The organism is Corynebacterium sp. MSK006, from assembly GCF_030232385.1.
Taxonomy (GTDB): domain Bacteria; phylum Actinomycetota; class Actinomycetes; order Mycobacteriales; family Mycobacteriaceae; genus Corynebacterium; species Corynebacterium frankenforstense_A.
The window spans coordinates 1-13,941 of record NZ_JASPJZ010000017.1; the positions used below are offsets into that span (position 1 = coordinate 1).

Genomic DNA, 13,941 nt, shown 5'->3' on the forward strand with positions numbered 1-13,941 from the left:
GCCGCCGCCCGCGCCCGCGCCCACGAACGCGCGGTGCCGCGCCCACCGCCCCGGCCGGGACCCGGTCCGGAGGCCGTGGTGTAAGCTGTCTCGAGTCCGAAAACCGATATCACACCGTCACGTCAGGAGAGTCCCTCAGTGGCAACCACCGCCGACTTCAAGAACGGCCTTGTCCTCAAGGTCGATGGCAAGCTGCAGCAGATCATCGAGTTCCAGCACGTCAAGCCCGGCAAGGGCCCGGCCTTCGTGCGCACCAAGCTCAAGGACGTCGTCTCCGGCAAGACCATCGACAAGACGTGGAACGCCGGTGTGAAGGTCGAGACGGCCACCGTGGACCGCCGCGACATGACCTACCTGTACTTCGACGGCTCCGCCTACGTCGTCATGGACGACAAGACCTACGAGCAGTACGAGCTGACCCCGGACAAGTTCGGCGACGCCGCCCGCTTCCTGCTGGAGAACATGCGCGTCCAGGTCTCCTTCCACGATGGCGAGGCCCTCTTCGCCGAGCTGCCCGTCTCCGTCGACCTCAAGGTCGAGCACACCGACCCGGGCCTGCAGGGCGACCGCTCCACCGGCGGCACCAAGCCCGCCACCCTCGAGACCGGCGCCGAGATCCAGGTGCCGCTGTTCATCGAGACCGGCAACGTGCTCAAGGTGGACACCCGCTCCGGCGAGTACCTCTCCCGCGTCAACAACTAGTCCGGGCGAGAGCACAGTGAGCAGCGAACGCGTAGACAAGTTCCGCCGTCGGGGCAGCCGGTACAAGGCCCGCCGCCGCGCCGTGGACATCCTCTTCGAGGCGGAGGCCCGCGACCTCGACCCCGTGGCGGTGGTCGAGGACCGGGTCGAGCTGGCGCGCGACCGGGAGAACCAGGTCGCCCCCGTCTCCGAATACACCCGGCAGATCGTCGCCGGCGTGGCCGAGGAGCTCGACGGCGTGGACGACGCCATCGAGCGTTACCTCGTCGAGGACTGGGACTTCGAGCGCATCCCCGCGGTCGACCGCGCGATCCTGCGCATGGCCGTCTGGGAGCTGCTGTTCAACGAGGACGTGCCCGTGCCGGCCGCCGTCGCCCAGGGCGTCGAGCTGGCCAGCGAGTACTCCACCGACGCCGCCGGCCCGTACATCAACGCACTGCTTGACGACGTCGCGCACAACCGCGAGGAGCTGCGTGCCGCCGCGGCGGCCGGCACTGCGCCGGCTGACGCCGCCGCAGCTGATGAGGCGGCCGACGAGGATGCGGCGCCGGCTGACGCCGACGCCGCCGGGGATCCGGACGTCGCGGACGAGACCGCCGACGGCGAGACCGTCGGCGGGGCGGGCGATGCCAAGACCGGCGAGACCACCGGCCCCTTCGGCGAGGTCCGCATGGACACCGGCATCGAGGCCGTCGGCGTCGAGGGCGTCGAACCCCACCACGCCGGCTCCGCCTATCCGTGCTCCGGCCAGGCCACCGGCGTCAACGCCGCCGCGCCCGCCGGCGAGGAGCACGAGCCCGGCACCGCGCACTGACGCCGAGCGCCTTCCGAAGACGTGAAAAGACCCCGCCGCGACGGGGTCTTTCTCATTCCGGGCCCGGGGTCTCCTAGCTCGTGGCGCGCATGATCGCGCCGGCGTCCTTGACCACCTCGTCCTGGGCGGCGGTGACCTCGGCAATCATCCTCGGCAGCGCGTCGGCCAGCTGGGCGTCGGTGACGCCGGGAGAGGCGATGAGCATCGCCTCAGTGCGCAGCGTGGTCACCGGACCGGCCTCCGGGTTCTGCGCGTCCGGCGGCGTGCGGCGCACCACGGCCTTCGCCGAGAACGTCCCGGAGATGAAGCGGTTGGCGGCCAGCGCCAGCGGCTCGGCCTCGGAGACCTCGAGGTCCTCCGCGGCGTGCTCGCAGGCGACGATGACCACGGTCTCGAGCACGAGGACGTGGATGCGCTGGGCGTCGTGGATCAGGGTCACACCCTTGTCGCCCTCCGGGGCAGGCGCCTCGCCGAGGGAGAGCAGCGTCTCCGCGATGCGCTGGCGGTCGACCGGGTTCAGGGTGGTGTTGTCGAAGCTCACTTGGGGTCCTCCTCGTTCTCGCCCGCCGGCTGCCCGGCGGCCGCGGCGGCCTCGGCCTCGACGTGCGCGAGGTGCGGGTCCTCCCAGTCGACGACCTCGGGGAAGGCCTGGGCCAGCTTGGCGAAGGTGTCGATGGTCTGGCGCAGGTAGTAGACGAGGAAGTCGCGGATCTGCTCGTCGGTCAGGCCCTCACCGACGGTCTGGCGGGCGCGGGCGCACACGGCCAGGCGGTCGTCCTCGGAGCCCTCGGTGACGAAGAGGACGGGCACGAAGTTGCGCTCGTTCATCGTGCGGGTGACCTCGAGGATGGAGCCGGCGCGGGCGGCGGGCACCTCGCCGCGCCAGTAGCCCTCGGCGCGCAGCTCGCCGCCGTCGACGACGAAGGCGACGGCCGTGTCGACGAAGCCGGTGACGATGCGGCTCTTCTCCGGGTCCGAGGTGTGGTCGCGGACCTCGTACTCGAGGCCGATCGCCTGGAGCGCGGCCTCGATGCGGTCGGGCCCGACCGGGGTGGGGGTCTCAGTTACTTGTTCGCTCACGCCGCCCCAGGGTACGCGAGGGCTCGAGCGCCGAGGGCGGAGGGGACTTAAGCGTCCGCCAGCTCCTCGCCGCCGAGCTCGTGGGCCAGCGCCTCGGCCAGCCCGGTGTAACGGAAGGTGTGGCCGGCGGCTTCGAGGCGGGCGGGCACCACGCGCTGGTCGGCCAGGGCGAGCTCCTCGGCGCCCTCGCGCCCGAGCAGCAGCGCCGGGCCGAAGCCGGGCACCGGGAAGGCCGACGGCCGGTGCATCTCGCGGCCGAGCGCCTTGGCGAAGTCGGCGGCGCGCACCGGCGAGGGCGCGCCGGCGTTGACGGGGCCGGCCAGCGCGGCGTCGACGATCGCGCGCACGTAGATGTCGCTGAGGTCGTCGAGCGCGATCCACGGCAGCCAGGCGGTGCCGTCGCCGAGCGCGCCGCCCAGCCCGGTGTTGAAGAGTGTCCGGTAGAGCGGCAGGATACCCGCCCCGCCCGAGAGCACCAGGCCGGTGCGCACGTTGACCACGCGCTTTCCGGCCTCCCGCGCCGGGGCGCAGGCCTCCTCCCACTCGGCGCACAGGCCGGCCAGGAACCCGTCGCCGGGTTCGGCGTCCTCGCCGAGGATCTCGTCGCCGCGGTCGGCGCCGTACCAGCCGACCGCGGAGGCGCAGACCATCACCGTGCAGCGCCCGGAGTCCGCGACCAGCTCGGCGAGCCTGCGGGTCGGCGCGATGCGCGAGTCGCGCAGCTTGGCCTTGTGGGCGTCGGTGAAGCGGCCCATGATCGGCTCGCCGGCCAGGTGGACCAGGGCGTCGACGTCGTCGAGCAGGTGGGCGTCCGGGTCGGTGGGGTCCCAGTGGCGCTCGCCGTCGCCGGCCTCGCCGCGCACCAGCCGGACCACGCGCACCCCGCCGGTGCCCAGCTGGGCGGTGAGCGCCCGGCCGACGGTGCCGCTGGCGCCGGTGACCGCGACCGTGATCTCCGGCAGGTCCAGCGGGCGCCCTGCGCCCGCACCCGCGCCCACGGCGCGGGAACCGGCGACGCCGGCCGGCGCGGCGTCGTCAATCTCTCTGGCAGTCTCGCCGGAAGCCCCGCCATGCGCGACGGCGGCGAGGCGGCGCAGCGCCTGCAGGTCGGCGACGAGCTGGTGCTGGCGGTAGGCGAAGGCCGGCGCGAGGCTGCGCGCGGGCACGCGGGTGGTGACCTCGTCGGTGATGCGGGTGTTGCCCTCGGGCGCGTCGGCGAAGCGGTGCACGTGGCGCCACTGGGTGAGCGCGCGCACGGGCGCGGAGACGCAGACGTCGACGAAGCTGCGGCCCGTCTGAAAGCCCGCCAGGTCGTGGCGTGCCTCCCAGCGCAGGCCCGCCGGCAGGCCGAAGACCGTGGTGCCGTCCGCGAGCGAGGAGGCCTGGGTCAGCGGCGTCATCGGCAGGAACGGCGGGGTGAGGCGTTCGACCGCACCCGAACGGGTGTGCCAGCGCCACACGGCCGCACGGTCGGCGGGGACGAGATGTCTGGTGGTCAGGCTCACGGCGCACGACTTTCGGGGGAGCGGACAAGGTCACCGGGGACGGTCCGCCGCGGCGGCTGGTGTAAAGTGAGGGCCGCCTGTAGGCAAATTCCATCTCCGGTCCGCGAGTCTATCCGAGCCGGGGGACATCCTTTAAGGACCGCACCGAGAGGCGGGGAAGGAGGTCACGATGAGCGAGAGGCCGCAGCGCGCCGACGAGTCCGTCGAAATTCTCGACGCAGACCAGGTCGGCCGCACCGTCGCGCGCATCGCGCACCAGATCATCGAGAAGACAGCACTGGACGCGGACGACACCGGCAGGGTGATCCTGCTCGGTATCCCCTCGGGAGGGGTGCCGCTGGCCAAGCGACTGGCCGCCGCGATCCACGAGTTCTCGGGGGTGGAGGTCTTCGCCGGCGCCCTCGACACCACGCTCTACCGCGACGACATCTACCGTCGCCCGCACCGCGCGCTCAAGCCCACGACGCTGCCCAAGGAGGGCGTGGACGGCACCACCGTGGTGCTCGTCGACGACGTCCTGTTCTCCGGGCGCACCGTCCGCGCCGCGCTCGACGCGTTGCGCGACGAGGGCCGCCCGAGCCGGATCCAGCTGGCCGTGCTGGTTGACCGCGGCCACCGCGAACTGCCCATCCGGGCCGACTACGTGGGCAAGAACCTGCCCACCGCCCGCGAGGAGGACGTCACCGTCACCCTCGCCGAGATCGACGGCACCGACGCGGTCCACCTGATTCGCCGGGGAGGCGAAAACGCATGAAGCACCTGCTGGACATCGCGGACCTGAGCCGCGAGGAGATCATCGGCCTGATGGACGAGGCGGACAACTTCCGCCGCGCGCTCGAGGGCCGCGAGATCAAGAAGCTGCCCACCCTGCGCGGGCGCACCGTGTTCACCCTGTTCTACGAGAACTCCACGCGCACCCGGTCCTCCTTCGAGACCGCGGGCAAGTGGATGAGCGCCGACGTCATCAACATCTCGGCGAGTTCCTCGTCGGTGGCCAAGGGCGAGTCGCTCAAGGACACCGGTGAGACGATCACCGCCGTCGGCGCCGACGCGATCATCATCCGCCACCCCTCCTCGGGCGCGGCCCGCCACCTGGCCGACCAGCTCGACGCCGAGGGGCGCGCCACCCACGTCATCAACGCCGGCGACGGCCGCCACCAGCACCCCACCCAGGCGCTGCTGGACGCGGTGACCATGCGCCAGCGCCTCGGCCACGTCGAGGGCCTGCGCGTCGCCATCGTCGGCGACTGCCTGCACTCGCGCGTGGTCCGCTCCAACGTGGACCTGCTGACGAAGCTCGGCGCCCAGGTCGTCCTGGTCGCCCCGCCGACCCTGCTGCCCGTGGCGGTGGAGAACTGGCCGGTCGAGGTCTCTTACGACTTCGACGCCGAGGTGGCCAAGGCCGACGTGGTGATGATGCTGCGCGTGCAGGCCGAGCGCATGCACGGCGGCTTCTTCCCCTCGCACCGCGAGTACGCGGCCCTCTACGGCCTGTCCAAGGAGCGCGCCGCGCGCATGAAGGACACCGCGATCGTCATGCACCCCGGCCCGATGCTGCGCGGTATGGAGATCAACTACGCCGTGGCCGACGCCCCGCACACCGCGGTCCTGCAGCAGGTCCACAACGGCGTGCACGTGCGCATGGCCGTCCTGCACACCCTTCTTTCCCACGGCGGCGACGTTGCCGCGGCCACCGCCGGTCCGTCCACCACCGAAAGCGCCGAGGCCTGAGATGAGTGAGAACACCGCGAACAAGATTGACGACGTCGCGCAGGCCGGCGCGGGTGCGCCGGCTGACTGGCCGGCCACGGGCCGGCTGGCGACCCACCCCGCCGGCAGCCTGCTGATCCGCGACGTGCGCCCCTACGGCGAGGGCGAGCCGGTCAATGTGCTCGTCGAGGACGCCGTGATCGCCTCCCTCGACGCGCCGGCCGACCAGACCGCCGACGAGGTGCTCGAGGGCGACGGGGGAGTGCTGCTGCCCGGCCTGGTGGACATGCACGTCCACCTGCGCGAGCCCGGCCGCGAGGACACCGAGACCATCGAGACCGGCTCGCGGGCCGCCGCCCGCGGCGGCTTCACCGCCGTGTTCACCATGGCGAACACGAAGCCGGTGACCGACCAGCCGACCATCGCCGAGAGCGTGTGGGCCAAGGGCCAGGCCGTGGGCCTGTGCGACGTCCACCCGGTCGGCTCGATCACCCAGGGCCTCAAGGGCGAGAAGATCACCGAGTACGGCATGATGGCCCGCTCGGACGCCAAGGTCCGCATGTTCTCCGACGACGGCGTGTGCGTGGACAACCCGCTGATCATGCGCCGCGCCCTCGAGTACGCCCGCGGCCTGGACGTGCTGCTGGCCCAGCACGCCGAGGACCCGCGCCTGGTCGAGGACGGCACCGCCAACGAGGGCGAGGTCTCCGGACGCCTCGGCCTGGTCGGCCGGCCGCGCACCGCCGAGGAGTCCGTGGTCATCCGCGACGCCCTGCTGGCGCGCGACTACGGCAACCGCCTGCACGTCTGCCACGCCTCCACGCGCGGCACCGTCGAGCTGCTGCGCTGGGCCAAGGACCACGACATCGCGGTCACCGCCGAGGTCACCCCGCACCACCTGATGCTCACCGACGAGCTGATCACCGGCTACGACGGCCGCTACCGCGTCAACCCGCCGCTGCGCGAGAAGGACGACACCGAGGTCCTGCGCGAGGCGCTGCTCGACGGCACCGTCGACTGCGTGGCCACCGACCACGCCCCGCACGGCTCCGAGGAGAAGTGCTGCGACTTCGAGCACGCCCTGCCCGGCATGCTCGGCCTGGAGACCTCGCTGGCCGTGGTGGCCAAGCTCTTCGTGGCCACCGGCCGGGCCGACTGGCGCTTCGTCGCCCGTGTGATGAGCGAGCGGCCCGCCGAGATCGTGCGCCTTCCCGGCCACGGCCGCCCCGTGGCCGTCGGCGAGCCGGCGAACCTGACCGTCGTCGACCCGCACCGCCCCTGGACGGTGCGCGGCGAGGACCTGGCCGCCAAGTCCGAGAACACCCCGTACGAGGGCCTCGAGTTCGACGCCCGGGTGACCGCCACCGTCCTGCGCGGCAAGGTCACCCACTCGCTGGCGGCCGAGGCCGATGCCTGAACCGGCGACGGACGCAGACTCCGACACTGAATTGACGCCGGCCGGGTTGAGCCGGCCGACCGAGACGAACCAACTGAAAGGCGACACCGTGACGCAACCGCACACCACCGCGCGACCCGGCAGGGCCGTGCTCGTCCTCGCCGACGGCCGGGTGTTCACCGGCGTGCCCTTCGGGGCCACCGGCACCACCCTCGGCGAGGCGGTCTTCACCACCGGCATGACCGGCTACCAGGAGACCATGACCGACCCGTCCTACCACCGCCAGATCGTGGCGACGACGGCCCCGCAGATCGGTAATACCGGCTGGAACGACGAGGACGACGAGTCCCGCGGCGACCGCATCTGGGTCGCCGGCCTGGTCATTCGCGACCTCTCGGCCACCGTGTCGAGCTGGCGCTCCTCCGGCACCCTTGAGGAGGCGATGGTCGAGCAGGGCGTGGTCGGCATCCGCGGTGTGGACACCCGTTCGCTGGTGCGCCACCTGCGCAACCACGGCTCGATCGCCGCCGGCATCTTCTCCGGCGCCGACGCCGAGGCCCCGCGCGAGGAGCTCGTGGACAAGGTCCGCTCCCAGCCGGCGATGGCCGGCGCGGACCTGGCCCGCGAGGTCTCCACCGACGAGGTCTACGAGGTGCCCGCCGAGGGCGAGGAGCGCTTCACCGTCGTCGCCTATGACATGGGCATCAAGTCCAACACCCCGCGCCACCTGGCACGCCGCGGCGTGCACACCGTCGTCGTGCCGGCCAACACCCCCTATAAGGACATCGAGAAGTACCACGCCGACGGCGTGTTCATCTCGAACGGCCCGGGCGACCCGGCGACCGCCGACGAGATGGTCGAGGTCACCCGCGACGTCATCCGCGCGCACGTTCCGCTGTTCGGCATCTGCTTCGGCAACCAGATCCTGGGCCGCGCGCTCGGCCTGGAGACCTACAAGCTGAAGTTCGGCCACCGCGGCCTGAATGTGCCGGTGATCAACCACGACACCGGGCGCATCCACATCACCTCGCAGAACCACGGCTTCGCCCTCAAGGGCGAGCCGGGCCAGGAGTTCGACTCCGAGTTCGGGCCGGCGCGGGTGACCCACACCTGCCTCAACGACGACTGCGTCGAGGGTGTCGCCCTCGCCGACGGCATGGCCTTCTCCGTGCAGTACCACCCGGAGGCCGCCGCCGGCCCGCACGACGCCGGCGAGATGTTCGACCGCTTCGTCGAACTGATGGAGAAGCACTCGCCCAACCGCGGCGACAACGACCGGGAGGACACCAAGTAATGCCCAAGCGCAACGACATCAGCCATGTCCTGGTCATCGGCTCCGGGCCGATCGTCATCGGCCAGGCCTGCGAGTTCGACTACTCCGGCACCCAGGCCTGCCGCGTACTGCGGCAGGAGGGCCTGCGGGTCACCCTGGTCAACTCGAACCCGGCGACGATCATGACCGACCCGGAGTTCGCCGACCACACCTACGTCGAGCCGATCAAGCCCGAGTACATCGAGAAGGTCTTCGCCAAGGAGGCCGAGGAGGGCCACCCGATCGACGCGGTGTTGGCCACGCTGGGCGGCCAGACCGCCCTGAACGCCGCGATCCAGCTCGACCGCCTCGGCATCCTGGAGAAGTACGGCGCCGAGCTGATCGGCGCCGACATCGACGCCATCGAGCGCGGCGAGGACCGCCAGAAGTTCAAGGACATCGTCGCCTCCATCGGCGGCGAGTCCGCCCGCTCCGCGGTCTGCCACACCATGGACGAGGTCTACGAGGTCGTCGAGGACCTCGGCCTGCCCGTGGTCGTGCGCCCCTCCTTCACCATGGGCGGGCTGGGCTCCGGCCTGGCCTACACCCACGAGGACCTCGAGCGCATCGCCGGCGACGGCCTGGCCGCCAGCCCCGAGGCCAACGTGCTCATCGAGGAGTCCATCCTCGGCTGGAAGGAGTACGAGCTGGAGCTGATGCGCGACGGCGACGACAACGTCGTGGTCATCGCCTCCATCGAGAACGTCGACGCCCTCGGCGTGCACACCGGCGACTCCGTGACCGTGGCCCCGGCGATGACGCTGACGGACCGCGAGTACCAGAAGATGCGTGACCAGGGCATCGCCATCATCCGCGCCGTCGGCGTGGACACCGGCGGCTGCAACATCCAGTTCGCCCTCAACCCCGAGGACGGCCGCCTGATCACCATCGAGATGAACCCGCGTGTGTCGCGCTCCTCGGCGCTGGCGTCGAAGGCCACCGGCTTCCCGATCGCCAAGATCGCCGCGAAGCTGGCCATCGGCTACACCCTCGACGAGATCACCAACGACATCACCGGCGTTACCCCGGCGGCCTTCGAGCCGACCCTGGACTACGTCATCGTCAAGGCCCCGCGCTTCGCCTTCGCGAAGTTCCCCGGCGCCGACGACACCCTGACGACCACGATGAAGTCCGTCGGCGAGGCCATGGGCATCGGCCGCAACTACATCAGCGGCCTGAACAAGGTCATGCGCTCGCTCGAGCAGAAGCCGGCCGGCTTCTGGACCGCCCCCGACGAGTCCTTCGCCGGCGAGCGCGCCCACGACGTCAAGGCCGTGCTCGAGGACCTCAAGCGTCCCACCGAGGGCCGCATGTACGACGCCGAGCTGGCCCTGCGCCTGGGTGCGAGCGTCGCCGAGGTCCACGAGGCCAGCGGCATCGACCCCTGGTTCCTCGCCGAGCTCGAGCAGCTCGTCGCCTTCCGCACCGAGGTCCTCGAGGCGCCGGTGCTCGACTCCGTCCTGCTGCGCCGCGCGAAGGTCTTCGGCCTGTCCGACGCCCAGATCGCCGCGCTGCGCCCGGAGTTCGCCGGCGAGACCGGAGTGCGCCGCCTGCGCCACTCGCTGGGCATCCGCCCGGTCTACAAGACCGTGGACACCTGCGCCGCCGAGTTCGAGGCGCGCACCCCGTACCACTACTCGGCCTACGAGCTCGACCCCGAGGCCGAGAGCGAGGTCCGCCCGCAGACCGAGAAGAAGAAGGTCATCATCCTCGGCTCGGGCCCGAACCGCATCGGCCAGGGCATCGAGTTCGACTACTCCTGCGTCCACGCCGCCCTCGAGCTCTCCCGCGTCGGCTACGAGACGGTGATGGTCAACTGCAACCCGGAGACCGTCTCCACCGACTACGACACCGCCGACCGCCTCTACTTCGAGCCGCTGACCCTCGAGGACGTCCTCGAGGTCTACCACGCCGAGGCCGCCTCCGGCACCGTCGCCGGCGTGATCGTCCAGCTCGGCGGGCAGACCCCGCTGGGCCTCGCCGAGGCGCTCAAGGCCGAGGGCCTGCCCGTGGTGGGCACCACCCCGGAGTCGATCAACAACGCCGAGGACCGCGGCGAGTTCGGCCGCGTGCTCGCCGAGGCACAGCTGCCGGCCCCGGAGTACGGCACCGCGACCACCTTCGAGGAGGCCCGCGACGTCGCCGCCGGCATCGGCTACCCGGTGCTCGTGCGCCCCAGCTACGTGCTGGGCGGGCGCGGCATGGAGATCGTCTACGACGAGCAGAGCCTCGAGGGCTACATCGAGCGCGCCACCGAGCTCAGCTCGGACCACCCGGTGCTCGTCGACCGCTTCCTGGACAACGCCATCGAGATTGACGTCGACGCCCTGTGCGACGGCGAGGAGGTCTACCTGGCCGGCGTCATGGAGCACATCGAGGAGGCCGGCATCCACTCCGGCGACTCGGCCTGTGCGCTGCCGCCGATGACCCTGGGACCGCAGGACATCGACAACGTGCGCCGCTCGACGGCCGCGCTGGCCCACGGCATCGGCGTCAAGGGCCTGATGAACGTCCAGTTCGCGCTCAAGGACAACACCCTCTACGTCATCGAGGCCAACCCGCGCGCCTCGCGCACGGTGCCCTTCGTCTCGAAGGCCACCGGCGTGCACCTGGCCAAGGCCGCCGCCCGCATCATGATGGGCGCGACCCTGGCCGACCTGCGCGGCGAGGGCATGATCCCGGAGTCCTACGACGGTGGCTCGCTGCCGCTGGCCGCCCCGATCGCGGTCAAGGAGGCGGTCCTGCCGTTCAACCGCTTCCGCACCCCCGAGGGCGAGATGCTGGACACCCTACTCAGCCCGGAGATGAAGTCCACCGGTGAGGTCATGGGCCTGGCCGGCGACTTCGGAACCGCCTACGCCAAGGCCGAGGACGCCGCCTTCGGCGAGCTGCCCGTGGAGGGCACGGTGTTCGTCTCCGTGGCCAACCAGGACAAGCGGACCCTGATCCTCCCGATCCAGCGCCTGGCCGGCCTGGACTTCACCATCATGGCCACGCACGGCACCGCGCAGATGCTGCGCCGCAACGGCGTGGACTGCGAGACCGTGCTCAAGGCCTCCGAGGTGCGCGAGGGCGCCGAGGGCCGCTCCATCGTCGACCGCATCATCGACGGCGAGGTGGACCTGATCCTCAACACCCCGGCCGGCTCCGCCGGCGCGCGCCACGACGGCTACGACATCCGCGCCGCGGCCGTGCACTCCGGCGTGCCGCTGGTGACCACGGTGCAGGGCACCGTCGCGGCCGTGCAGGGCATCGAAGCCCTGCGCGCCGGCGGGCTGACCGTGCGCCCGCTGCAGCAGCTCGAGCACACCCCGGTGGCGAAGTTCGTCGCCGAGGGCGGTGAGAAGCTGTGACCGTCGATTCCGGGACCTCTCCGGCCGCCCCGGCCGCAGGTACGCACGCCACCTTCGGCGCGCGCCTGGCCGCGGCGGGGGAGCGCTTCGGGCGGCTGTGCGTGGGCGTGGACCCGCACGCGCGCCTGCTGCACGACTGGGGCCTCGACGACGACGTCGACGGTCTGGCCGCGTTCTCCGCGCGCTGCGTGGAGGCCTTCGCGGGCCGCGTCGGCCTGGTCAAGCCCCAGGTGGCGTTCTACGAGCGCCACGGCTCGGCGGGCCTGCGCGTCCTCGAGGAGACCCTGGCGGGCTTCCGCGAGGCCGGCACGCTCACCCTGGCCGACGCCAAGCGCGGCGACATCGGCTCGACGATGGCCGGTTACGCCGACGCGTGGCTCGGTGAGGGCTCGGCCCTGCGTGTCGACGCCGTGACCGTCTCGCCGTACCTGGGTGTGGGCTCCCTGGCGCCGGCCGCCGAGGCCGCCGCCGAGCACCACGCCGGTGTGTTCATCCTCGCGGCGACCTCCAACCCGGAGGCCGCCGAGGTGCAGCGCACCGTCGACCAGGACGGGCTGACCCTGGCCCAGCGTGTAGTCAACGCCACCGAGAGGCTGGCCGCCGAGCACCCCGGCGCCACCTGCGGCGTCGTGGTCGGCGCCACGCTCGCCGAGGGTCCTGACCTGGCCGGATTCAGCGGCCCGGTGCTGCTGCCCGGTGTGGGCGCGCAGGGCGCGAGCATCGCCGCCGCCGAGCGCGTCGCCGGTGTCGCGGCGTCGCGCGCCTGGCCGAACGTCTCGCGGGCGATCCTGTCCGCGGGCCCCTCGGTGGAGGCGCTGCGCGCGGCCGTCGCGGAGTTTTCCCCCGCGTCGCTGGACACGTAGCGCGACCCACCTGGTACTTTTGGGTACCGCCCGCCGCGGCCGGTGCGAGAGCACCGGTCGCGACGTCCATCGGCCGGGAGCGACGCGAACGGCCGGTCAAGATCGACACCGAGACAGTCGGTGCTAGACTTACCGCACGTCATCGGACCATAGCGGTGCAATTCCGCGGCGCGGGAAGGCCTGAGCCTCCCCGCGGAGGTGCCGGTGTAAGACGGTTGTGACGGAGAGATCCGGAACGCCGCATAACCATCCGACTATGAAACTGGAGGAACCCCGTGGCCCTTCCGAAGTTGACCGACGAGCAGCGTAAGGCGGCTCTCGCCAAGGCCGCTGAGGCCCGCAAGGCCCGTGCCGAGCTCAAGGAGAAGCTCAAGCGCGGCGACATCACGCTCAAGGAGGTCCTGGACCAGGCCCAGGACGACGAGATCGTCGGCAAGACGAAGGTCTCCGCCCTGCTCGAGGCTCTGCCGAAGGTCGGCAAGGTCAAGGCCAAGGAGATCATGGAGGAGCTCGAGATCGCCCCGACCCGCCGTCTGCGCGGCCTGGGTGAGCGTCAGCGTCGTGCGCTGCTCGAGCGCTTCGGCTTCGCCGAGTAGATCATGACAGGTGAAACCGGCGGCCGGCTCGTCGTGCTGGCCGGCCCCTCGGCCGTGGGCAAGTCCACGCTGGTCCACCTCCTGCGGGAGCGCATCGCGGACCTGTACTTCAGCGTCTCGATGACCACCCGCGCACCGCGTCCGGGCGAGGTCGACGGCGAGGACTACTTCTTCGTCACCCCGGAGGACTTCCAGGGACACATCGACTCCGGCGAGATGCTGGAGTGGGCCGAGATCCACGGCGGCCTGCAGCGTTCCGGCACCCCCGCGTCGCCGGTGCGCGAGTCCCTGGCGCAGGGCCGTCCGGTCCTGGTCGAGGTCGACCTGGCCGGCGCGCGCAGCATCAAGTCCCTGATGCCGGAGGCGGTCACGGTGTTCCTGGCCCCGCCGAGCTGGGACGAGCTCGTCAAGCGGCTGACCGGCCGCGGTACCGAGCCGGAGGACGTCGTCGCCCGCCGCCTCGAGACCGCGCGCACCGAGCTGGCCGCGCGCGACGAGTTCGACCGCGTCGTGGTCAACGACGACGTGGAGCGGGCTTTCGCGGAGATCAGTGCTATCCTGCGTGGAGAGGATCAGGCTCCGCGGCAGTGACCTGCTGAGCGGAGCCGCG

12 protein-coding genes and 1 pseudogene are annotated in these 13,941 nt (G+C 71.6%); 10 read left to right on the plus strand and 3 right to left on the minus strand.

The features are described from left to right. Positions 1 to 138: 138 nt before the first annotated feature. Entirely contained in the window at positions 139 to 702 is a 564-nt protein-coding gene (gene efp, locus QQA02_RS09330) for an elongation factor P (RefSeq protein ID WP_075663744.1), read from the plus strand. 16 nt (positions 703 to 718) lie between these two features. Continuing rightward, a pseudogene (gene nusB / locus QQA02_RS09335) lies at positions 719 to 1,276 on the plus strand (transcription antitermination factor NusB); the annotation flags it as partial. 313 nt (positions 1,277 to 1,589) lie between these two features. Here the strand turns inward: nusB and QQA02_RS09340 are convergent. The 3 genes from QQA02_RS09340 to QQA02_RS09350 are packed head-to-tail and all read right to left on the minus strand — an operon-like array spanning position 1,590 to position 4,101. Continuing rightward, the gene (locus QQA02_RS09340) at positions 1,590 to 2,057 is read right to left on the minus strand and encodes a hypothetical protein (protein ID WP_284775405.1); all 468 of its coding nucleotides are present in this window, start codon (positions 2,055 to 2,057) and stop codon (positions 1,590 to 1,592) included. Continuing rightward, positions 2,054 to 2,596, minus strand: a complete 543-nt coding sequence (locus QQA02_RS09345) for a YbjN domain-containing protein (protein WP_284775408.1) — start codon at positions 2,594 to 2,596, stop codon at positions 2,054 to 2,056. Before QQA02_RS09345 ends, QQA02_RS09340 begins: the two co-directional genes overlap by 4 nt. A gap of 47 nt (positions 2,597 to 2,643) precedes the next feature. Next, entirely contained in the window at positions 2,644 to 4,101 is a 1,458-nt protein-coding gene (locus QQA02_RS09350; RefSeq protein ID WP_284775410.1) for a TIGR01777 family oxidoreductase, read from the minus strand. Between the two features lie 169 nt (positions 4,102 to 4,270). Here QQA02_RS09350 and pyrR point away from each other — a divergent pair, with 169 nt between their 5' ends. The 8 genes from pyrR to gmk all read left to right on the plus strand — a co-directional run bounded on the left by pyrR (position 4,271) and on the right by gmk (position 13,922). Continuing rightward, positions 4,271 to 4,855, plus strand: coding sequence for a bifunctional pyr operon transcriptional regulator/uracil phosphoribosyltransferase PyrR (pyrR, locus tag QQA02_RS09355; RefSeq protein WP_284775412.1), 585 nt, complete (start codon positions 4,271 to 4,273; stop codon positions 4,853 to 4,855). Then, positions 4,852 to 5,832 (plus strand): aspartate carbamoyltransferase catalytic subunit, encoded by a 981-nt coding sequence (locus tag QQA02_RS09360; RefSeq protein ID WP_284864194.1) that lies wholly within the window; start codon positions 4,852 to 4,854, stop codon positions 5,830 to 5,832. The genes pyrR and QQA02_RS09360 overlap by 4 nt, the downstream gene beginning before the upstream one ends. A 1-nt stretch (position 5,833) precedes the next feature. Continuing rightward, positions 5,834 to 7,228 (plus strand): dihydroorotase, encoded by a 1,395-nt coding sequence (locus QQA02_RS09365; protein WP_284775419.1) that lies wholly within the window; start codon positions 5,834 to 5,836, stop codon positions 7,226 to 7,228. 88 nt (positions 7,229 to 7,316) lie between these two features. Beyond that, on the plus strand, positions 7,317 to 8,501 hold the full coding sequence (carA, locus tag QQA02_RS09370) for a glutamine-hydrolyzing carbamoyl-phosphate synthase small subunit (protein WP_284775422.1): 1,185 nt from the start codon (positions 7,317 to 7,319) through the stop codon (positions 8,499 to 8,501). Then, positions 8,501 to 11,872: a carbamoyl-phosphate synthase large subunit gene (gene carB, locus QQA02_RS09375; RefSeq protein WP_284775424.1), complete on the plus strand. Its 3,372-nt coding sequence runs from the start codon at positions 8,501 to 8,503 to the stop codon at positions 11,870 to 11,872. Before carA ends, carB begins: the two co-directional genes overlap by 1 nt. After that, complete coding sequence (gene pyrF, locus QQA02_RS09380; RefSeq protein WP_284775426.1) at positions 11,869 to 12,735, plus strand: orotidine-5'-phosphate decarboxylase; 867 nt, start codon at positions 11,869 to 11,871, stop codon at positions 12,733 to 12,735. Before carB ends, pyrF begins: the two co-directional genes overlap by 4 nt. Positions 12,736 to 13,010: 275 nt before the next feature. Then, a complete protein-coding gene (gene mihF / locus QQA02_RS09385) occupies positions 13,011 to 13,331 on the plus strand; it encodes an integration host factor, actinobacterial type (protein WP_075663753.1) in 321 nt (106 codons plus the stop codon). Positions 13,332 to 13,334: 3 nt separating this feature from the next. Further along, the gene (gmk, locus tag QQA02_RS09390; protein WP_284775428.1) at positions 13,335 to 13,922 is read left to right on the plus strand and encodes a guanylate kinase; all 588 of its coding nucleotides are present in this window, start codon (positions 13,335 to 13,337) and stop codon (positions 13,920 to 13,922) included. Positions 13,923 to 13,941: the final 19 nt, after the last annotated feature.

Excerpts from the sequence above, each read along its gene's own strand:
- pyrR (WP_284775412.1), top strand. The coding sequence starts at position 4,271 with ATGAGCGAGAGGCCGCAGCGCGCCGACGAGTCCGTCGAAATTCTCGAC.
- QQA02_RS09360 (WP_284864194.1), top strand. The coding sequence starts at position 4,852 with ATGAAGCACCTGCTGGACATCGCGGACCTGAGCCGCGAGGAGATCATC.
- QQA02_RS09365 (WP_284775419.1), top strand. The coding sequence starts at position 5,834 with ATGAGTGAGAACACCGCGAACAAGATTGACGACGTCGCGCAGGCCGGC.
- carB (WP_284775424.1), top strand. The coding sequence starts at position 8,501 with ATGCCCAAGCGCAACGACATCAGCCATGTCCTGGTCATCGGCTCCGGG.
- gmk (WP_284775428.1), top strand. The coding sequence starts at position 13,335 with ATGACAGGTGAAACCGGCGGCCGGCTCGTCGTGCTGGCCGGCCCCTCG.